Below are 22322 nucleotides of genomic sequence, written 5' to 3' on the forward strand. Positions count from 1 at the left end.
CGATTTGTCTATTAGCTCTCAAGTGAGTGTGTATTACAGTGAATTAAATAGCTTGATTGTTCGCCATGGATTGCAAAGTTTTGCCCGAACCGGTGCTGTTAAAGGGGCTGAATTAACAGCAAAAATGACATGGGGCGGGCTATTCGCTCGGCTGGGAATCAATGATTACCGTGCGGAAGACTTTGAGATGGATAATCGAGTCCCTGCATCTCCGAGGTATCTGGCCCAATTGCGCGTAAGTACGACCTTAACCGAGGGGCTTGATGCCGGCGTATCACTCAGGTTAATGGATAAAATGTACAACAGCTTTTCTCATTGCGATGAACAACGCGGTTGTGAGTATATAAATCCTGAAAAACCGTACAGCGATAAAGCGATGTTAATAGATCTAAGCTTTACCGCTCCGCTCACTTTCGGCCTGCCAATGACAACGCAGTTTGGTGTAAAAAACGTATTTGGTACCCATCATACCCATCCAGTTTCTTCAAATAATGCTTGGTTGAAGCAAGGATTTCCTGCCGAGGCAAGGCGAGTATTTATGTCGTTCAAGTATCAGCTTTAAGGAGTATGGCGAATGTTTAGAAATATGATAGAGCGTTTGAGGTTTAGGGCTGACGCATTTCCAGATGCAATGGCTTTGTTAGATGATACACAGACCTTGAGCAACCTCACATTATGGGAAAAAGTTAGCAATCGTGCTCAGTGGTTTATAGAGAAAGGTATTAAAGCACAGGACAACGTTGCCATTTACCAAGCTCGTTCAGCAGATGCAGTGATAAGTATGCTTGCATTAATGAGCATCAGAGCCGTCTTTATTCCACTAGATAGACAGTTGAGCAACGATGGGATCAGCGCACGATTAAAAAAGGCACACTGCAAAAGGGTGGTTTGCGACTCCCCACCAAAGTTTCAAGTAGCTGGGGTTATAAGCGTTGATTTGACAAAAGAGCCCAAAATAGAAAGTACGCTGATCAAGTGTGAACCGTTTCGCTTTGGAGATTTAGTATACGTGTTGTTTACGTCAGGAACGACCGGAGAACCGAAGGGAGTTAAAGTAAAATATGACTCAGTTTATCGGCATTTAGCATGGAAAAATACGGTTTACCCTGTGTCAGGTCCAAGTATTGAGTTATTAAAAGCGCCACTTAGCTTTGATGTTTCAATTCGGGAGTTATTGGGGTTTTTGTTTTCAAAAAATGCGTTGTTCGTGCTCACTGAGGGGGATGAGAAAAGACCGGATATCCTGTGTCAAAAGATACATCAGCTGCACCTCACAGAGATTAGCGTAGTCCCCAGTTTTTTATTTGCATTATTGGCCTACATCGAAAAGTTCGTGCATATTGAAACACTCTCTTCGCTAAAGCGTATTTTAGTTGGTGGCGAGGTGTTGCCAAAAACGCTGGTTGATAAATTTATCCGGATTTTTGGGCGAGAGAATGTTGCGTTGATCAACCTTTATGGTCCCACAGAGGCGACAATTGAAGTGACACACTTTGATTGTTTATCAGGATCTTACACACACCTTGACTCTGTGCCAATAGGTCAGGCTATTTACCGAGATTCTTTGCACATTTTGGATACAGACGGCAAGCCAGTCCAAGAAGGAGAGATCGGAGAGCTTTACATTGTCGGCGAGCAAGTTGCGCTTGGTTACATTGGTACAAAAGAGCGAATGCAAAATGCATTCAAAACAAATTACTTGTCAGGAAGACGCTCATACAAAACGGGGGATCTCGTAAAACGTTTACGCGATGGAAATTTAGCATACTGTGGTCGTGTTGATCGTCAAGTAAAGCTCAACGGAAAAATCATCAATTTAGAAACATTGGCGTCAGAAATAGTGCCCTTGTTGCGTGCTGAGGACATTCGGCTAACCGCTAATACAGATGATGCCGCCCATACGTCGATTTACCTTTTTGTACTGGTGGAGGTTGTCATAAAAAGAGGGCTTACCCCAAGAGACATTCAACAGCATATCCTTAAACGCTGCCATGTACGTATCCCAACTGGGCAAATACTAACGGTGTTGTCGTGGCCAAAAACGCAAAGTGGAAAATGTGACTTAAAAGCGGTAGCAGATTTTGTAGTGTCCTGGCCAAAACAATCAGCAACGCGCAGCATGCTGGATTACAAAGCGGAAGGTATCGTTACTCAATTTGAGCAAGTAGTGCAGGCTGCACCTAATCGTACGGCATTAATTTTCGGTCAAGAGAGAATCTCATACAATGCACTAAATAAAAGGATAAATCGAGTCGCAAGTTGCTTACGGTATGAGCATAACATTAAGAATGACTGCATGGTGGCTATTTGCGCAACACCTAGCATTGATTTTATCACTGCAATATTAGGTGTGCTTAAAGCCGGTGGCGCATTTGTAACACTCAAAGCTGGAGACCTGTTTCAACCAAATGAAGCCTATTTGCAGTTATCAAATTGCTCACCAGTACTCCTGCTGACAGACACAGAGCATAAAGATAGGTTTGTTTATCCAAGGTTATGCATAGAAGAGCTTGCAACAGACACATACTTACCGACTCAAAACTTACCAAATTTCAGAACGCCAAAGAGTTTAAATTATTTGTGTTATACGTCTGGATCCAGTAGTGAGCCCAAGGGCGTATTGATTGAAGATTTTGGATTGCATCATCGTCTCTACAATAAGCAACAACGGGATCCTGTTAGGCCGTCTCAAGGGTACTTGCAATTGACGACACCACAATTCGATGGCGCGATTTGGGAACTATTTGGGTGGATATATTCGAGTAGTTATCTTGTGATAATGCCTGAGTGTGAGCGTACCAATCCAGAAAAGCTTTTACACTATATCGGCGAGTACAACATTGCTGAGATCTTGATGGTGCCAAGTCAATTGCATGCTTTTTTAAGTTATGTACGCACCCATAACTACGAACATACGTTAAGCCTGCTAACAAGAATACGAGTGGGTGGCGAGCAAGTACAGCGTGACACTATTGAATTGTTTAAACAAACAAATACAAAAAACAAAATCGCATTGATAAATAACTATGGCCCTACTGAAGCAACGATAGATGTATCTCAAAGGACGATACATACATTGGCGATTCAAGACCCAATTTCGATTGGCACAGCGCATGAAGGTGTTGAACTGTTAGTGCTAAACGAGCAACTAGAAGAAGTCGATAAAGGAGAGTTAGGTCAGTTGGCTATCGGTGGGATTGGTTTAATGAGGGGGTATATGAATGGTGGTGAGGTGCTTCAAAATGCATTTGTTGCGCATCCATACAACAGCCACAGCCAGCTTTATTTGACAGGGGATTTGGCATACCAAACAGACTGTGGCGAATTTGTCGTTGAAGGTCGAGTTGACGAGCAGATAAAAATTCATGGCAAACGCGTAGACCTGTCAGATTTAAGGCATGTTTTTGAAGAAGTACTGCCTTTTGACACCTTTAAAGTTTTGACTATGAGTACGACGCTAGGCACACACATCTTAGTGTTTTTATTGGATAGGGCTGTAAATAATTTGGCGTCATTAACCATGGAGGAGCTCAAACAACTGGTCAAGTTTAAACTGCCAGATTATATGGTGCCTAAAGCGTATTATAGCATTGACGAATTCCCCAGATTAGACAATGGCAAAATTGATCGGGCTGCGTTGCTGAGGATGCATATTGATAATGACCCCAATTCTGATCATGACGGGATGGACATAAGCTTATTTGGCGTGGTTAAACGAGTTTTTAATTTACCTTACATACCAACGGCGGATCAGCGTCTTGACGAGTTGGGGGCAGATTCTATCAATATTATCTCATTAGCTGCTGAACTAAAATCCCACTTGGGGTGGCAAGTTGAGCTGGAATTATTAACACCTGATCGAACATTACGCAGCATCAGTAAGTTACACTTTGGTGATGTGAATAGAGCCAGGTACATAACCTATAACGAACAACATAAGCCGACTATATTTTGTTTTCCGCCGGCATCTGGATTGGGGTTTTGCTACAAACCTTTGTCACAACAGCTTCAAAATAGGTCATTGGTGTCATTTCACTTTATTGAGTCTTGCAGCGACATTGTCGGCACGTATTGCGATGACATCAGTCGATTGAGACAAGCTGAAATTCACCTAATAGGGTTTTCTGGCGGGGGCAATTTAGCGATGCAAGTTGCGCAAATGTTGAGCGAGCGAAAAATCGATGTACACAGTGTAACACTTATTGATGCATTTATTCACACCGTGCCCTATAAGCGCTTACCAGAAAAAGTGCGCGCAATGCGTGATAAATTAACACAACAAACTTTAGCAGAGCTGACTCATTCTGGATTGCCAGTAAATATGATTCAAAACCGTATATTTGCGTACTACCAACATCATTGGCAAAGTCTACTCAATGACGAAAAGATAAATTGCCCGATTCTGCAAGTAAATGCACAGGACCAAGCGTTAATAAATGAGATTAATAGTGACCCTGAATTAGGGGAAGTATTGCACGATAACTGGTCTTTTTGGACAGAGCATCCCGATTCTACCAAGGTGTATGTTGATGCATCTCACTACGAAATGATGACTCGCCCGTACGTAGAGTGTATTGCAATACATATTAAAGATTTCATGGCGTCTATTAACACGGAGCAGGGCCATGAATATTGAGATATATGCCAACCAAAATAGTTCTGTTATCCAAAACTTTATAGATAATGCCCCACAAGGGGTCAATATGTATTTTGATAAGAATGAATTGGTAGATATGGATATTTACCTGTTCATTTATTTGCCAGAGGAATTGACCAATAAACACATTCCCCCAACATTACCTCAGTTGGTAGACTATTCAAACAAGCACCCTGAGAAAACCGTGTTTTGTTTTGCCGAAGAGCAAGGCGTAGAACAAATTACTGCCCATCAACTCAAATCTATAAGAGCAGTTGGGAAGCTAGTGGAAGAAAATGGCGCAAAGTGGTTGACGAAATTGCCTGCATCATTGTGTTCGCTCGAAATTGCAACGGAGAGGTCTTAGACATGTTGAAGGTAGAGCTCGTAACTGGCTTTGACCATTTGTACGATAAGGCATCAATTGATGCGCTATCATTGCATGCTCAAGCTGATGCAAAAGTACTGAGTGAGCAAGGCAGTTATCTCGACGCATTAGCGGACTCACTGCCATCCGAAGAGCAATTATATATTTCGTCTGTTGATTCCCTATTTAAACGTTACGAGGCCGGGTTTGGGCCCATAAAAGATTTCTTGCTTGGTTTGAAATTTATATCTAATAATCGCAGTGGCAGTATTAACGTGAGATTAAATATATTTGTTTTCTCATTTTTAGCGCATGCAAAAAATCTGGATTTAATGTTTGCCACAGAAGTGCAAGCGGCACATCGTGAACGTTTTTTGAGCTGGCAAAAGACGATTGACGAACTGGTATGCTTTGAGTCAAAGGGGCGTACTATGTCTCGTGAACATCTTAGCATCGTTAAGCCGTATTTAAAGCTACGTAAAATTCTTGAGCGAGACTCAGCTCGTAATGAGTTGGCCTTGTTAGCGTTGTTGACTTTTTCTTGTCCCATGCAAGAAAGTGAAATATATAAAATCCTAGGAGGTACCCAGTCAGGTCTCAAAGCACTCCTTTTTACATTGTTTGATACGGGGGTGGTCACTAAATCTGCAGGGCGGGTCACCATAGAAGAGCAGTATATTCCCATAGCTGTGTTTTTTGTTCGAGCAAAATTAGGGGTAGACCTTATGCAACTTGCTAAGCGGTGGGTGTAATGACCGAGCTTATCAAGTATTTTCAAAATATCTATGTTGCTGTGTATGTTGTGCTGCTTATTGCTAGTCAGTTTATCGTGTTAGCGATTTTTACTTTGGTTAAAACTCGACGCCGCTTTGTGCGTGCAAAAGCTGGCTTGTCAGCGCAAAAAATGTTGTCTCATGGCAACGAGCTAGCTCAGCACCGCCAATTTACTAAGGTACAAGCGTGGGTGTTTATTTGTCAGTTTTTCGGCTTACCGGTAGTGCTTTGTATTGTTGCCTATTTTGTGAGTAAACAGTCCGCAGACATTATTGACAGCCTGACAATTTCATTTTTATTAATGTTTTTTTGGTTGACGTTTGTTGGTACAGATGCATTAAAGTCTTTGTTGTCTGGCTTTGCGTTTAAGGTCTTAACAGGGTTTAACAAAAAGGTTCAAGTGGGTGATGTCATGCAGATTGCAGAGTGTAAAGGTGAACTTATTAGCCTAGATAGCTTTCATACTCAAATAAAGCAATCTAATGGGTACATAGTCACATTTCCAACAGCAGATATGTGGCATTTACGTTTTGCATCTGCCACGTCAGGGAGTGCAAGCGCCCCTTGTGAAATCCCATTCTATCTTGCGAGCTTCATCGAAGCAGATAAATTACAAAGTTTTGAACGCGGTTTGTGGAATGAGCTTCAAAACTCACGGTACGTGGATTTAAGTGAACCTATTAAGATTAACTTTAAACAAAACAGCGAGAACATAGAAGTGTGTGCGGTGGCGCACGTGGCGTTAGCTCGGAATGAGTCAGTGTTTAAAAGTGAGTTGTATAGAGCCATGTTATTAAACTGTGCCAAAGACCGTATCTGTTTAGCGAATAGTGAATGCACCTCATAATTTAGGGTTGTCACATGTTTAATTTAGGTAAATATTTTTGTGTGAAAAAATACAAGTTCTTTGCTTAATAGACTATCTTTTATTACGTAGTTGCACGGGCTGGACTCAGCGTATTCTGAATCATCATACAATGTGCCCAAAGCATGTATCGATAAAAGTGACGACCAGGCTGGTGAATCTCCAACACCAGATTTCCTCCCACATTAAAACAGTGTAGAGAACAAACATGAGCTCAAATAATATCAGCATAGTAAATTTAATCTTCGCTATTTTCTTACCGCCAATTGGGGCTTTTTTACAAGTCGGTTTTAGTGCGCATTTCTTTATCAATATTGTTTTGACATTACTCGGTGGATTACCAGGTATGATCCATGCTATTTGGTTAGTTGTGACAAATAAAACCGGTGACTAGATACAATGTGATGTTTTTAATAAACAAACTTACCAGTGTGTTAGTGGTGATGAGGGCGCATCGTTTGGTCCATCTTGGGCATGTTTTTCGTTTTAGATACGAATTCGTTAAATTAGATGACGGCGTTTATGAAATTGATGTAGCGTGACGTACATCCCTCATTCCGCTTTTGTGTATAGCACTGTGTTTAAAAAATGGGGAAACGATTTTAAAAAGTGTACGGCAGTACTCATAAAATGATATCTCAGCCAATTCAATCCCCGCTCTAGGTGAGCAAGGCCGCGACGTGTGGTTTTCGAAATCCTCGTACTCACTCGCGGTCAGTTTTACACTTGTCACTTGGCTTTTTTCATATTGGCAATCTTAGACGCCGATAAAAAGGGCTGCCCATGTTAAATGACCCTGGTCGTAGCTTTCTTTGCGCAAGACTCGGCTTTATTGGTCCTTTACTGCACCTTCCTGTTTTTACCCGTATTGGAAATAATAATTAATTCGTGACAAAACATTAATGTCTTTGACTGAGTAAGATGTAAAGGTTAACGCACAAAAGCGTGTGCAACAAACCTGATTGGCCTTTACGCGCTTATAGTTTAAAGCGAGACAACTCTTCGGTCAGCTGCATGCTGTCTTTATTGACTGTTTCAAGCATGTTGATCACTTTGTCTAGCTCTGCTATCGAGTCACTCGCTAAATCTCTTAGGCGAATAATATTGTTATCCATTTCTAAAGATGCGTCTGACTGTTGCACCATGGCCTGAGCAATATTGTCTACGGCAGCATTGGCGTCATGTTCAAGTTCCATCGCTTGTTTAAGCTGTTCTGAGACTTCTCTGACTTCATCTCTCGTTTCATCAGTTAATGTATTCCCGTTCACAACTTTATCTACAGCTTCACTCCCCATTCGTTGTAACGCGTCAACCGTCCCCTGTATTTGATCAATTGATTGCTGAGTCCTGTGTGCCAGTGCTCTCACTTCGTCTGCAACTACAGCAAAACCGCGACCTTGTTCGCCCGCTCTAGCGGCTTCAATTGCCGCATTCAGTGCAAGTAAATTGGTTTGTTCAGCAATCGATTTGATCACGTCTAGTACGACGCCAATTTCCTTGCTTTCAGAGCTTAGGTTAGTAATGACGGTCACTGATTCAGACATGACTTGTGATAGGGCGTTAATGTTCTCAACTGAATGCGCCATTTGGCTACTGGCCGAAATTAGGTTCTTGTCTGTTTCATTAGTACTTTGTGCTGCTTGGTCTGCATTGTTTGAAATGTCTTTAATGCTCACAGTGACTTGATTGATTGCTGATGCAATCGATTGAGTTTGTGCTTCCTGTTCTTGTATTTTTGTATGTATGGCACTCGTTGCATTGCGCACGTTATTGACAGATGTTTCAAGATGGTTGGCTGTTTCAATGATAGACTCAATGAGTGACTTGAATTTCCCCTGAAAATGATTAAATTGAACAGCGACATTACCTATTTCATCATCGTCATCTACTTCAATATACTTAGTTAAGTCACTTTGTCCAGACGCTAAATTTGCGAGGGAATCTTCCAGTTTTTTAGTGCGGCGTAACACAAAACGTTCGAACATCGTAACGAGTGTAACAATCATTATTATCAATACGATTAAAGCACCAATTAAAATGTAGTTTCGGATATTTGATGTTAATTCAGTCACGTTATCCAATGGCTTGGTCACTTCAAGCACACCTCTGACATCACCAAGTTGCCAGTTTGCCCTTGGCGTTAAGGGGTGCGTGTTGTGGCAGTTTACGCAGGCTTGTGCTTGCATTGTATCTGCGACTGCAATTCTCAAATATTGACTTCCATTTTTTTCAAAAAGTTTGGAGTAAACTTCTTTTGGGTTTGCCGTTAGGTAGCGCCATGCCTCTTGTTGAAATGAATCAAGCTGCCTTTGCTTGCGATTTGGGAAGGGGTATTCACTATAAAGCTGAACTTTAGTGCCTGATTGAGATATTAATTCGCTGAGCTCATGAATTAACGTGGCGGGCAAAGGAAGTGCATTCTCGTTATTTCGGTGTTCATAGTGGGGGGACATGCCGAATGCTTTCGCCTTAGCAATGACGTTTTTAGTGTAGTAGCCTCGCAGTGTTTTAAACTGGTTCACTGTTACGACTGCGTCATCGGACGTAATCTGTAGCATGGTTGATTTTATGATAGACGGTAAAATGGTTGCAACCAAAATAGCAACGATTACCATCATAAGTCCTAACGGGAGGACGAAGCGCCGCGTCATAGACTGACTTTTCATAGCGGGACCATCTTCACAATAACCCTGTGTCTTTAGAGCATAGTACAAACCAACGAATTACTCGTATTTTAGTATGCTAAAACCCATTGTAATTCTCGCTTGAATCGACGGTGCTTTCAAAGTAATCACCTCGCAAGCATTCAAAAAGTACCTAGTCATTTGGTTAGGTACTTTTTGAATCATTATCTAGGTTTAACTCCCGCAACCTAGCACAGTACGCATATTGTGCCCCCATACTAATTACATTTTTCTGCGTATAAAGAATTTTGCAATGAATATGCACATTGAAATGAAGGTTTGAAGCAAAATTTTTAATATCAAATTTATATATTGAGAGTTGCTTAATATGTGAAAAGGAATAAATACGGTGGGAATAATTTAACAGGGCATTGGATACTTATTGATGATAATCGCATAATTAAAAACAACTAGGTGTGCAAAAGTAAATTAATCATAAAATATTAATTAAGGTTTTCATATTGGTACTTATTTTCAGGCAGCTAGTTTGTGTTGGATGTGTTGATTTTATGTTATTTGACATTTGTATGTATCATTTTTTAATCAATAATAAATTCCATATTGATAAGTAAAGTAGAAATGCCTTTATTTCTTACAAAAAACATCTTTTCAGAAATAGTTAAATAAATACAGTTGCTTATGTGTTTTTTGTGGCGTGAGGCCGGTGTGTTGACATAGAGTGATGTGGGTGACACATTGATATTGGCAGTACAAATAAAATAATAAAAGGAAATTAAAATGAAAAAATATACGCTAGTGACAATTTTAGGCCTAGGTTTGGCGAGTGCTTCTGCATCGGCGCAGGACTTAGTTGTTGAGTGTCTAATAAGCGGCACACCTACACAACAAACTTTAACCCCTCATTTTTGCTATAGCCAAACAAATGTACCTGACGGTGGCGTTTACTTTAAATTGAAGTCGACTAAGCCCGTTGCAGATGTTACATGGTCCTATGGTGGCAGTGCTGGGTCTTGGCGGTGTAATGGTAATTCTTCTTGTTTTTACACGGTGTCTCGCCACGTGACCTATGGTTCGGTAGAAGCATGTGTCACGCGTGTTTTATACACAGATGGAACGTGGGAAAATGCGAACGCATGTGCAACCGGTGAGTTTTGGTATAGCGGCGGAGGCCCAAACCCCCTGGATAATAAAGAAGTGGAATAGGTCCAATTTGTACTTATACAAGGCTGCTTAGCAGCCTTGATTAGCTGTTGAAAAGTGAAAATACCATTATTGATATTTGCTAGATTTTCATGGCACTTCAGCGCTAAGGTTGCGCTCACATCAAAGTATGATTTATTAAAACTACTGAATCGTGCAACCCCGATAAAGAGAGACAATGGCACTTTTCATGGAAATGCTCAATATTAAATGAATTGGTACTTTTGGTGGATAACAAGTGACCAAGGATATGCCATATCAAAAGCCAAAACAGCGTTAAACCTGAAGTATACACTGCACAAACTGCGATCGTCCTTGCCAAAGGTAAATGCTGTTTGGTTGAGTCGCTACCCAAATTTATTAAAGCACCAAAAAAGCCAGAAATTTGCAAAAGAAAGCGCAAATAAAATGGACAGACAACTACTCAATTTTAAACCAAGAAAAACTGTACGTTAGTAAGTAAAGCAGGAAACAAAGTAGCTTTACAATTAATGGATGAATTAAAAGCAACAAACAAAAGGTATGATGCAACAACTGATCATGGAAAGAAAGAGTGCCTTGCTACTTGCGCACCGATACCTTAATAGTGCATTCATTCACCTTCATTTCGTGCCGCAGCAAAACAGTCGGTACCTGTATATGTGAGCATGACAACCAACTTTTTATCATACATTGACTTTCAACTCTTTGGCTAGTGTTGCTAAGCCTGTTTTATGTCACATGCTATAAAATTTCAGTCATGCTTATTGTAGAGCTAGGCGCGAGTGTTTCTATTGTGTCAGTTTTTCTACTAGATAGTCAATTAACACCCTGACACGCTTAGCTTTTTGCGCATTTTGATGAAAGTACAAATAGAGTGGAGAGTAGGGGTACCAATGGTTTTTTAATATCGGCATAAGCTGCTCAGTATCAAAGTAATTTTGCACCATTGGCGCAACAATACGACCTATCCCAAGCCCATTTAAAGCAGCATCGAGCATTAAATCTGTGTCGTTGACAATTAAGGCATGAGACATATCAACAGGGAGTGTTTCTCCGTTGTTATCGAGCAGTAAAGGTGCCAACTGGTTAGATGAGATAAACCGATATTGAATCAGTTTATGCTGCCTTAATTCACTTGGTGAGGTGGGTTGCCCATATTTATCAATGTAGCCTTTTGAGGCAAAAAGGGCTTCGCTCATTGGCAGAGTTAATCGCTTTGCAACCATACCTTCTTGAACGCGTTCACCGAACCTGATCCCCAAGTCAAAACCTTCTTTTAATATGTCGACAGTGGCATCTGAAATCGAAATTTCTAGTTCTATGTTCGGATAGCGCTTACAAAATTCGGCATAAATTGGCCTCAGAAGGCTTTGGTATACAAATCTTGGCGTAGTTAACCGTACCTTTCCAGAAGGATCTTTACCTAACTCGCTGATACCTTCTACCGCTCCTTTAAGTTGATCAACGGTGTCATGAGTGCGATCAAACAGGAGTTTTCCGGCTTCAGTTAGTTCAATTCGCCTTGTGGTACGTGTAAACAGGGGAAGGCCTAGTTCAGCCTCTAACGTTTTTAACGCATTACTTACAGAAGGAGGGGCAATTTCAAGCTTTCGGGCTGCTTTGGCAATACTGCCCTCTCTTGCAATGGTATGAAACATAATTAGTTGGTTGAATGTTGAACCGTTCATCTTAGCAGTAAGTCCATTATTAGTTATTAACTATTAATCTATTACATTTTTACCCTCTAATCATTATTAATAATGTAATTTAGACTGAAATTGTTTTTTAACTGTTCAAATGAGGCAATTATGAGTCAAGTTGTGGTGATTTCTGGGCACCCCAATTCACAGGGGTCTAATGCAAACCAAGTCATTCTCAATGCGTTAAATCAAGCCATTTCAAATCTAGATATTCGATATCTGGATAAACTATACGCCGATTATCAGATTGACATCAAAAGTGAGCAAGATGCACTCATTGATGCGGACATTATTGTTCTTCAATTTCCTTTTTACTGGTATTCCGTCCCTGCGTTGCTCAAAAAATGGGTTGACGAAGTTTTTGCGTATGACTTCGCGTTTGGTGCAAATGGAGACAAACTGAAAGGAAAGGATTTGATATTGTCCTTTACTGTTGGTGGCCCAGAGGAGTCGTACGACCCGCTAGGCTACAACCACTTTTCTATAGAGCAACTCATTTACCCATTAAAGCAAACAGCTTACTTGACAGGGCTCAACTTTAACAGACCCATTTATACCCATAGAATGGTGTACATAGAGGGGGTTTATAATAAGCTGGAAGATGTAAAAAATCGCGCTGCGTCTCACGCACAAAGACTTATTGAGCTCATTGATGAGCTCAAGAATACCCCTGAGGCAACAATCAAAAAGTTTGTAAAACACTGGTTTGAGAACTTTGATCTATTGCCAAGTGACTCAGCATTTTTTACAAAGTATCTGTCAGGCGATGTTACTTTGTCGATGCCTGAAGGGGTGTTTACAGGGCACAGTGGTTTTAGAGATTGGTACAAAGGGGCCAGAGAAACTTTTAAACCAAACTGTGAACATGTGGTCGAGCAGGTCACCGTCAATAAAAATGGGGAGGACTCTTACCTTGTGGAGTTACGTGTAAGGCTGATAGCAGACACATTTGCAGATTCTAAACTAAAAGGCGAGAAAATAAATCTACTGGTTAATGAGCTATGGCAGCTTAAAGTGAGAGAAAATAAAGAAGTTGAAATATCTCAATATAGTGTAGAGGTTTTGTAGCAAAATCTGGATAAGCATCCAAAGCTGGATTGATGTTTGTGGATCAGATGCGCACTTTCAACTGATTGTGTGTGATTTTTATCTTAAGGTAAATTCAAGTTAAATGAAACGGTGATAAAAGGAAATATTAGAAGCAGGTATGAGAGCGCATCATCAATATGGTAAAAAGCCATATAATAAGTTACTAAAAGGGCGTAAAATGCCATGCTTGTGCTTCTTCGCGGTCATTAAACCAAGTATTTTACACCCAGTAGCGAGGCGTTATGTTTCAGAGGGAATGTTTGCGTAAACCAACACTCATATACTCTTTGTCAGCTTTGATGTTTATCATTTCAATTATCCTAGATTTTCGTACTGGATTAGAAGATTATAAATTGATCTCGATTACAGTCGGGTTTATTTCTGTGTTTATTTATATAGGGTATAAAGCTGCAAAAGGCCCTATAAGCAAGGATGTAGATGTTGCAGCCAAAGCAGCTAGATATTCTGTATTGATTTTTATGTTGTTTGGTGCTGGCGCTATATGGTATTTGATTGAGCCATTGAAAATAGTTAACACTGGTAGGTATAAATATCATTCTTGGACTTTTGGAAGCTTTTTACTCTCAATAAGTTTATTTTGTTTGTATGTGCGTCTTTTAATGCTTTATAAGCTAAGTAATAAGTCTAATTGAAATTTAACAAGTGGATAAAGTCGGACGTCAGATTACTGGCAGTGTTCACTTTGTTCTCAATGTTAGTTCGCTAATTTTCTCCGCCCATCGGGGCGTTAGGTTCTTTATGGTGCAACTAATAAAATGGAGTTCAATTCATGCAATATTTACGACTATTAATTTAGTCGGGTTGATGGTGTTATCACTAGGTTATGGCTTCTCTGAGGATTCACCAGAGTATATGAATGTGTTCGTAACCCTTTGGGCAAGGTTTACGGAGTTGTTACTATTTCCGTTAAATGATTTATGGGTAAACCTCCCAAAAGGTAACTTCTGGGGTAGTGGTTTTGGTTCATTGTTAGTTTATATAGTCAACAGTATATTGTGGGGCGCAGCGATAACACTAAGCTTTAAAGTATATCGAAAAACCAAGTGCTAACACGCCAATTACTTGATAGCTGCTAAGCCTTGATTCAGTTTTGTACTTGCCGTGGTCGAGTTTTAAAAACATATCATAGGTGGAGATTACTTGTTGCTTTGGGGCACAGTGAACCATGAAAGGTGCATCTAGTTCGTCATAAGCCAAAAAGTATTCGTGTTTTCTGTAACTACGAAGGGTTGTTGCGCCATTCGTTCGTTACCTCGATTACTCAAACTATTTGGGCCTGCTTTGAACTGAGATTTATATTGGCATCTCACGTTTCTTACCAAAAGGTGAGACTCTCCATACAAAAATTAGCTAATTCAAGATAAGCATGGCAGGCTATATGTATTTAAAGCGGAGTCAGTTCCACTGCTGGGTAACATGCACTGTGAGGAGTGAAAGAATAGATGGCTATGGGTAGTAAGATAAAAAGGTTAAATGCTGGCTGGGAATTTATTGCAGAGCACTTTAACACGCCAGTTAGTTTATCTGATGTAGCGAATCATTCCTGTATGTCCTCTTATCACTTTTTGCGCGCTTTCAAGGACACGTATGGAGAAACGCCTCACGAGCTTTTGATTCGAATTAGAATCGAAAAAGCGAAGAAAATGCTAATTACAGAAAACTTCAGCGTCTCTGAAATTTGCGAGCGAGTTGGTTATATTAGCCTTGGCAGTTTTTCTTCATTGTTTTTAAAGCAGGCAGGTATGGCACCTACTGTATATCGACGTAAGCTTTGGTCGTTGTCTTCTGAAGCATATTGTTTTCCTTCACAGGCAATACCAGCATGTTATGCCTATCATTTTTTAGGGAAGTTGGCCAAGTGAGCAATATTGAAGAAATACCTTGATGATTATTTCTTTAGAATAAGTGAGGTCTTAACAACAGGAGATTGAAAAATGATCACATCCATAGCACATGCAACAATATACGTTCTCAACCAAGATGAAGCGCTGGATTTTTATAAAAACAAACTCGGTTTCGAAGTCGGTGATGACATGAAAGTAGAAGGCGGGTTTCGATGGTTAACAGTATATCCGAAATCTAAACCAGAGCTGCAATTGGTTTTGGCTGAGCCAAAAGAGGGACCGATGTTCAACAAAGAGGCTGCTCATAAGATAAGAAGTTTAATCGAAGAAGGGGCATTTGGCGCTGGCGTTTTCGAAACAGCAGATTGCCAAAAAACGTATGAAATGCTTGTGGCAAAAGGGGTTGAATTTATCCAGCCGCCTACTAAGCAGCTTTATGGCATTGAAGCTCTGGCATTAGACAACTCAGGCAATTGGTTTAGCCTAGTTCAACGCGAAAAATAAGAATATAAAGTGCGAAAAGCGTCGCTGTTTTCGACGCTTTTAATTTATTTGTAGGGGGCGTGAATCGGCATCAAATGCGCCCCTTTTCATGTACTGCGTGGCTCAGGCAAGCATGAAATAGTGAGGATGAGGGGCGCGTTAAATGGTGCTTGTGTTTATCCTAAAAAACATGATTAGAAGAAAATCACTACCTCAGCGGCAACGTTTTTAAGATAGGTAAACGATGTATTTACATAGATGATTACTTTACATATTATCTTGCGAGTACACTTAATGAGCAGGTGGCGGCGAATACCGCATATAAGTAACCAAGAACGAAAATCAATGGGGTCAGAGTGATTGATCTAAGTGAACAAAACGTCTGTTCATCTAATCTAGTCTTTGAAACTGATAATACGTCTCTTAATTACGTCTGTCATTAGATAGTCTAAGGAGAATCTACATAGATTTGGCCGCACGTCCAACATCTCACTTAAGTTTATATTGTTATAAAAAAGTGGTTTTTGCTTGTTTCCCGGTCAAAATTGAATATGCCCACAGTGGTTTATTACAAGGTTTAACTTACAAGGTATGTTCCTAATGAGCCTACTCAACTTGTTACGATCTCCAAGCGCATTTATGAGGCCTCAACACCGGTAAAAAGCACGCGCTATCCATCACTCAGTGATATGAGTAGCAGGTGATTAACTACTAATAACTAAGGCTATGCGCGTTTTTGTAATTGTTAGTTAAGCATTTATGGCGCTTAGCACTGCATGAGTTCCATGAGAAAAAGTGATAATACGTTCAGAAATAGTAAATGAGCAGCTAATCAACGTGGCTTTGTGGCGTTCCTTTCTTTTGATGTTAAATAGTGTATGCGACTCTTTTCCATATTAGCGTAGAGTATGCATCTCCCAGCGTAGCAAAATATCTAAATTTGACGCATTAGTGGTTATTTACAAATGCTTTATCCCATGTGAGTATGAGGGCTTTTTATATCTGTCGTTTTATGTGTCATGTTTTCAGCTGATATCCTGAAGAGTGCAATGATAGGGGAGTAAGAGGTCAATTGGAACATTTATGGAAGCCCAAGGGTTGGGTGAGTATTTTATATGGTTTAGTGTTACAACCATTTGCTTTTTTGTACGTCAATCGAGCCAAGTTGTTTTGGTTTTATTTAATTGCATTCGTATTGGGTGCCTTAATCGATTCAAAGCTACATGCAATACCAGACAAGGAAGCCTGGTATCAAAACATTAACTTCGTGTGGTTTATTCTAATAATTTGTCCTGTTCATGCATGTCTAGTATCTAGGAGGTATGACAAAGAGCAAGTCAGGAAATGGTATGCCAGCTGGTGGGCCACTTTAGTGTGTTTTATTATGTTTGTTGCATGTTTAATTATGGGAAGAGCTTTTCTTTATGAACCATTCTCTATTCCCGGAAAATCAATGAGCCCAACATTCAACCCCGGTGACCATGTAATTGTGAGTAAATATGGATATGGGAACTACAGATATTCAGGAATACAAATACACACAGCAGAACCAACAAAAGTGCTTCAACGAGGAGTGATTGTTGTTTTTCAACACCCTTTGGACCCCAATATTGATTTCGTCAAGAGAGTAATCGGGTTGCCTGGAGATAAAATAATCTACCGTAACAAAACTGTTTACATTAAACCTGCATGTATAAATGAGTCGGATGAATGTCCCAACTATAAGAAAGTTGAGAAAGAACATCAGTTTGCTCAAAAAGAAGGTGGTTCGGAATATGCGTATTACCAAGAGTCTTTAGACCCGGTGACGTACGATATTAAATTGAACAACGATCATAGAGATATGGTTAGCCGTTATTTTAATCAACCTGGTAGTCGGTCAGATGAATGGATAGTACCTGATAACCATTATTTTGTGTTAGGTGACAATAGAGACAATAGCCTAGACAGCCGTTACTGGGGATTTGTGCCCGATAGTAATATTATCGGTAAAGTCACTGTGAAGTGGTAATTCGTGACGATGTTATCAATGGGGTCAGAGTCATTGGTTTCATATACATTGGTTATTTTGGTTGTTATCAAGTTGCAGGTTAAACGTCTAAGATGGTGTTTGCCTCTGATTGCAAGCCCTATGGACTGAATAACGCCACGTTAAAGCCGTTTTTCAGTCCACAGGAGCTGATGTTTCTCGACCTTGCCTTGCAAGGTATCGCCTGTTTCATGGCAGCTTCATTTCAAGCTGGCTACGCTATTATGGCAAAGGTCTCGATACCTGAGTAAGGATAAAAATGGCGGTTGAGAATGTGTGGTCATTCAAATGTACAGTGCACAAAATATTCGCCTTGATACATCTTTTGCTGCAGTTTTCCCTGTATTTGCTGTGCGACTAATTCCTGTCCACCAGCGATAGAGTGAAGTTGGCATAGGTGTGTTTTTAAATAGCTTTGCATCGTGTGGCTATCGATATCCCACAATATAGGCTCTCCAAGCTTTTCTAAGTGTCGGTATAGCATTTTGGGCACAGTGTTTCTTGGGCTTTCTTTGGGCTCCAAAGTAGAAAACACAAACTGCGTTCCCGCACCAGTTAACGCTCGGATAGAATCAAAAATTGCGTTAACGTCTTTTTTGTTTAAATACATTAAAACCCCTTCGCAAATAAACAAGGTCGGTCGCTTTGGGTCGAACGCTTCGAATTCGGTCAGGGCAGTTTTTAGCTGTTGACGGCCAAAATCTACAGCTAAAAAGTGCATGTTTTGATTCTGATTAGTCCCTTGCTCCAAGGCTTTTACTTTTTGTTCCTGAGTAGCAGGGTGGTCAATTTCGATAAAATTGGCATTGGGGTAATCATGTTGAAGACGCCAGCACAAAGAGTCGAAACCTGCACCTAAAACGACAACTTGAGTGATACCGTCTGATAGTGCATCCAGTGTTATATGCTCAATATGTCGTTTACGCAATACATAATGCAGGGAAATACCTGGCAATAATAACCGTTCTCTCAGTTTTGCGAGTTTGCAAAACCACCAACTGCTGAGCTGTTTTAGTCTATGGCGGCCTTGTTCGCTACCTTGTAATATTTGTGTTGAGACCGAGATCACGTTGTCAGTTACCAAGGTACCATACTGTGAAGTTTTGGCAGCAAACAACAGTCCCTGAGCCACGGTAAAAGCAGTAGAACTGGCATTATTATCTTTCATGATAGCGCCTCATTGTAAAAAACAATGCTATTTTCAGTTAAGCCAATGCTGCCTGTCTTCGCCTTCTGTTCAAGAAACGCTTGGCTTTCGTCGCGTTCAACCCCAGATATCACCGAAAACGCATGTCCGCCCATTCTGACAACTCGTTGATGTGGCTTTTTCAGCATGGGTTGTGCGGTTTTTGCAAGTTGCTCAAGAAAGAACTGTAATCTTTCTTCGCGTGAAGCGTGGGCGTAAATCAATGCTCTTCGACCTACATCTCTAAGCTTCTGATCCATTACCTTGAGCACTTCTTTCATGTAGTTCTGATCTTGATTGACTTTGTTCCAGAAATCTATCTTCCTTAGAACGAGTAGATCCGTGTTGACAATGGCGGTGGCATTGACTTTACGTGCCTGTTCATCGATCAGACATGATTCACCAAACAGTTCTCCGGCTGTTAAAGTTGCCAGGTCAAAATCTTGCTGCTGATTGGTGGTGTCCATCGTTATACCTATGGCACCACTGCTTATTAGGTAAGCTTCATCTGGGTTTTCATCTGCGGCGTTAAAAATTGGAGTGCCTGCGCTGACTAGCAAGTATTCATAGCACAGTGCAAATAGCTCAGTCAGTTTTGAGTGTTTTCTGGCTCCACCAAACGCCCACTTTGTGATCTGCGCCATACTGCAATGCATGGGCACCATAGAGACGGAAATATGTTCATGTTGAATTTGTGCGCCAAGTGCTTTGAGACCCATGCGTTTGTATAGCGCCAGCGTTTCGATGTTCGCCGTTGTAATAATGTCAGTGACACCTCTGGCTTCGCCAATATCGCAACTCAGTTTAAACAGAGAGCGAAATAAATCACGGCGATTTCGCCATCTGGCATCTATCGCAAACATGCCAGAATTCGCCAACAGAGGGGGTGGCAAACCATGTGACTGGGCTTGCTCTATCAACTGAGAACGGTATTGATTAAAGTCGTACATTTGGTCTGCTGGCAAACGCAGTGCGCCGTCAATGACCACACGTATTGTACCAACTGGTGTGTCACCATCATAAGCAATAATGTTGTAGCTGTCGGGCATGCCGTCATACATATCCATAATGATACGCTGCGAATTTTTCTGCATATAAGCATATTCTTCAGCATAGACTTGGTACCTTAGCTGGTATACATGATTGAGCTCAACCGGGGTCGCGGCGACTTTTACTCTAATTGACATTGAACGGACTTTATAATTGTTTATTGCAAAACTGGATTGTAACGTTCAGTAAGAGAGTGGTAAACAGCACGTGCAAAGAAAGTTAAGATAAAAGTGTGACAAGAAATGATGATATGTCGAAGCCCAAGATAGTGACAAAAAGCAGTATGAAGAACAAAAGTAAAGCGACCAAGCCAATGGAGTTAAAGCCATAGTTTTGATTATGGGCATGTTTAAATCTGTATAATTCAGATGAAATGTTTAAATTTAAACTATAACTGTCCACTTTTATTTACATTAAAACTCTTGTCATGCAATCTTATCAGTCGATGCCTGTATATGTTTAAATTGGTTTTATATCATGTTACTGTTGAAAAATATCAGATATTCACCTAAGTAAGCATGAGTAATGTTCGGCATAGTCTATTAACCATACTTTTTATAGTCACTTTAATACCGCCAATGTTTTTACTGATTTTAGGAGTCATTTTTACAGCCGGTGCACTGGTTCATAAAGAGGTCGTTAGTCTAGTATCATTAACGATTTGTCTTTTTGGTATTTTAGGGTTTAAAGCTTTATTTTTCCTATTTAATAAAACAATAAAGCCTGAGTGGCATATGCCCTTATCGGTTCAAAGAATACGAGTTTATTTATTGTTAGGTATAATTGCCTTTGCCCCCGTGCCGTTTTTTATTTCAAACATACTGGGTTTGTGGCATAGTCTAATATGTATTTTACCATTAATTTTTGTTTTTATTTAGTTTATCTAAATCGTATGGTATTACAAAAAAACGTATCAATGGGTCGTTATCAATGGGACAAAGTAGTTGATTTGTTTGAGTATAAGTCAATTCGATAGGATTTAAATTTAAGTTATTGTGTATCAACGCCGATATCACAGGTCTTCTTAATTAATTACTTTGACTTAAACGCCAAGATAAACCTGCTCAAAATCTGGGACACTTTAGCGTGCTGTGTTGATGAACAACAAACGCTCAACGAGTGATTAGACCCATTCACAAATAGAACCCATTTAATTGAAACACATTTAGATGACTTTAACCTGCTACTATATGCGGGTTGAAGTTTATGCAAACTGTACAGCCACCTTGATCATTGTTTTGCATAGAGAAGTGCCAATCAAAGCGTTGGCAAAAGTCTTCGACGATGAGTAAGCCGAGCCCATGTCCTTGTGGATCATGAGAACCATCGAAACCGCAACCACTGTCGATAACCTTGAGCACCGAGTCGCTCATGTAAACCTCTATATGGCCCGACTCGGTAGCTGCGATGGCGTTTCTTATTAAATTGTTTAATACGATCGCTATCACGGGTGGACTAGCTTGAACGGTAGGCATACCGTCTATTGTACATTTCAAATCGAGCCGCTTTTCTTTGGCTAGGGATTGGTTTGATGAAATGATGCTGTCCAACTCTGTTGTGCTTACACGCCTTATCGGTTCGTTATGTTTTTCTCGTTCGTAACGCACCAGTGAAAGAAGGGCATCGGTCATGGTCGACATTTGTTTGCTCGCCTCCTGCACTCTGATCATTTGTCGCGATATAAAGCTATCTTCACTTGCTCTAAGAAGTAACTTCGAAGCGCCTTTAATGACTGTGAGAGGCGTTCTAAGTTCGTGGCTTGCATACCTAGCGAAAGATTGCTCTCGTTTAATTAGGTCATTCACGCGCGTCCTATACGCATTTAATCCTGTCGCAAGCGTTTGGAATTCATTGGCTGCGTCATTGGGTAAGGTAAAACTCGCGCTGGGGTCATTTTTATCTAGTTGAGTTTTAAGCGCATTGACAGGCTCTATTAAACGCTGAGACAACTTCATTAACAGTTTGGCGAAAATGAAAACAAGCACCACCACAAAGGTAAGGTTAATGGCAATCACGGTGATAAATTCATCGTAACTAATTTCTACTTCATCTACATAAGTGAGTAAAACAATCGGTTTTTCAAGACCATTTTGAGTAAACGTGCTCAAGTAAACCATTTGAGAACCGTCTTCAATATGCACTTCATCCAAAAAGTGACGTTTTCCGATGAGGTAGGGCTGGTATATTTTCGGTACTAGTGAAATATCGTTATAAGCAGTGGTAAGTAGATCGAGCTGAATGACACTGACCTCTGGATTAGAGTGGAAATAATGAATAGCTTCTTTTTTATCAATGAGTATCCGCCTTTCTCCCATTCTATCTTCTGCCCAATGCAAAGTTAACGTGATAAGCGTAAAGCAAAACAAGCCGATGATCGTTGAAACCGCCGCAAAAAAAAGAGCAAGGCGGCCTGTCATACTATGTGTATTACCAAGGTATCGTCGAATCATG

At 40.4% G+C, this 22322-nt stretch carries 18 protein-coding genes; 13 read left to right on the plus strand and 5 right to left on the minus strand.

What is annotated here, in order from left to right; genetic code table 11:
• Positions 1-4: 4 nt before the first annotated feature.
• The 6 genes from L1286_RS14610 (at position 5) to L1286_RS14635 (ending at position 7036) form a co-directional block, all read left to right on the plus strand.
• Positions 5-562 (plus strand): TonB-dependent receptor, encoded by a 558-nt coding sequence (locus L1286_RS14610; RefSeq protein ID WP_235407798.1) that lies wholly within the window; start codon positions 5-7, stop codon positions 560-562.
• A gap of 12 nt (positions 563-574) precedes the next feature.
• Positions 575-4636 (plus strand): non-ribosomal peptide synthetase, encoded by a 4062-nt coding sequence (locus tag L1286_RS14615; RefSeq protein WP_235407799.1) that lies wholly within the window; start codon positions 575-577, stop codon positions 4634-4636.
• Positions 4626-5003, plus strand: coding sequence for a hypothetical protein (locus L1286_RS14620; RefSeq protein ID WP_235407800.1), 378 nt, complete (start codon positions 4626-4628; stop codon positions 5001-5003). The genes L1286_RS14615 and L1286_RS14620 overlap by 11 nt, the downstream gene beginning before the upstream one ends.
• Before the next feature lie 2 nt (positions 5004-5005).
• A complete protein-coding gene (locus L1286_RS14625; protein ID WP_235407801.1) occupies positions 5006-5755 on the plus strand; it encodes a hypothetical protein in 750 nt (249 codons plus the stop codon).
• Positions 5755-6624 (plus strand): mechanosensitive ion channel domain-containing protein, encoded by an 870-nt coding sequence (locus L1286_RS14630; protein WP_235407802.1) that lies wholly within the window; start codon positions 5755-5757, stop codon positions 6622-6624. The genes L1286_RS14625 and L1286_RS14630 overlap by 1 nt, the downstream gene beginning before the upstream one ends.
• A 226-nt stretch (positions 6625-6850) precedes the next feature.
• On the plus strand, positions 6851-7036 hold the full coding sequence (locus L1286_RS14635) for a YqaE/Pmp3 family membrane protein (RefSeq protein ID WP_063373621.1): 186 nt from the start codon (positions 6851-6853) through the stop codon (positions 7034-7036).
• Positions 7037-7619: 583 nt separating this feature from the next.
• Here L1286_RS14635 and L1286_RS14640 read toward each other — a convergent pair.
• Positions 7620-9260 carry a methyl-accepting chemotaxis protein gene (locus L1286_RS14640; RefSeq protein WP_235407803.1) on the minus strand — a complete coding sequence of 547 codons (1641 nt, stop codon included), beginning with the start codon at positions 9258-9260 and terminating at the stop codon, positions 7620-7622.
• Positions 9261-10064: 804 nt separating this feature from the next.
• Here L1286_RS14640 and L1286_RS14645 point away from each other — a divergent pair.
• Positions 10065-10490 (plus strand): hypothetical protein, encoded by a 426-nt coding sequence (locus L1286_RS14645; RefSeq protein ID WP_235407804.1) that lies wholly within the window; start codon positions 10065-10067, stop codon positions 10488-10490.
• A 207-nt stretch (positions 10491-10697) separates the two neighbouring features.
• Positions 10698-10943 carry a DUF922 domain-containing protein gene (locus tag L1286_RS24305; RefSeq protein WP_442961734.1) on the plus strand — a complete coding sequence of 82 codons (246 nt, stop codon included), beginning with the start codon at positions 10698-10700 and terminating at the stop codon, positions 10941-10943.
• Positions 10944-11257: 314 nt separating this feature from the next.
• Here L1286_RS24305 and L1286_RS14650 read toward each other — a convergent pair whose 3' ends face one another.
• The gene (locus L1286_RS14650; RefSeq protein WP_235407805.1) at positions 11258-12157 is read right to left on the minus strand and encodes a LysR family transcriptional regulator; all 900 of its coding nucleotides are present in this window, start codon (positions 12155-12157) and stop codon (positions 11258-11260) included.
• Between the two features lie 120 nt (positions 12158-12277).
• On the opposite strand from L1286_RS14650, the gene L1286_RS14655 reads away from it, so the two are divergent.
• The 5 genes from L1286_RS14655 to lepB all read left to right on the plus strand — a co-directional run bounded on the left by L1286_RS14655 (position 12278) and on the right by lepB (position 17617).
• Positions 12278-13237, plus strand: a complete 960-nt coding sequence (locus tag L1286_RS14655) for an NAD(P)H-dependent oxidoreductase (protein WP_235407806.1) — start codon at positions 12278-12280, stop codon at positions 13235-13237.
• A gap of 281 nt (positions 13238-13518) precedes the next feature.
• Entirely contained in the window at positions 13519-13911 is a 393-nt protein-coding gene (locus L1286_RS14660) for a hypothetical protein (RefSeq protein ID WP_235407807.1), read from the plus strand.
• A gap of 810 nt (positions 13912-14721) precedes the next feature.
• On the plus strand, positions 14722-15141 hold the full coding sequence (locus L1286_RS14665) for a helix-turn-helix domain-containing protein (RefSeq protein ID WP_235407808.1): 420 nt from the start codon (positions 14722-14724) through the stop codon (positions 15139-15141).
• Positions 15142-15213: 72 nt separating this feature from the next.
• Positions 15214-15627 (plus strand): VOC family protein, encoded by a 414-nt coding sequence (locus L1286_RS14670; protein WP_235407809.1) that lies wholly within the window; start codon positions 15214-15216, stop codon positions 15625-15627.
• Positions 15628-16978: 1351 nt separating this feature from the next.
• On the plus strand, positions 16979-17617 hold the full coding sequence (lepB, locus tag L1286_RS14675) for a signal peptidase I (RefSeq protein ID WP_328284236.1): 639 nt from the start codon (positions 16979-16981) through the stop codon (positions 17615-17617).
• Between the two features lie 298 nt (positions 17618-17915).
• Here lepB and L1286_RS14680 read toward each other — a convergent pair whose 3' ends face one another.
• The 3 genes from L1286_RS14680 to L1286_RS14690 form a co-directional block, all read right to left on the minus strand.
• Entirely contained in the window at positions 17916-18803 is an 888-nt protein-coding gene (locus tag L1286_RS14680; RefSeq protein ID WP_235407810.1) for a class I SAM-dependent methyltransferase, read from the minus strand.
• On the minus strand, positions 18800-20008 hold the full coding sequence (locus tag L1286_RS14685) for an N-acyl amino acid synthase FeeM domain-containing protein (protein WP_235407811.1): 1209 nt from the start codon (positions 20006-20008) through the stop codon (positions 18800-18802). Before L1286_RS14685 ends, L1286_RS14680 begins: the two co-directional genes overlap by 4 nt.
• Before the next feature lie 1038 nt (positions 20009-21046).
• Positions 21047-22321, minus strand: coding sequence for a sensor histidine kinase (locus L1286_RS14690; RefSeq protein WP_235407812.1), 1275 nt, complete (start codon positions 22319-22321; stop codon positions 21047-21049).
• Position 22322: the final 1 nt, after the last annotated feature.

This window comes from Pseudoalteromonas sp. SMS1 (assembly GCF_021530565.1).
GTDB lineage: Bacteria > Pseudomonadota > Gammaproteobacteria > Enterobacterales > Alteromonadaceae > Pseudoalteromonas.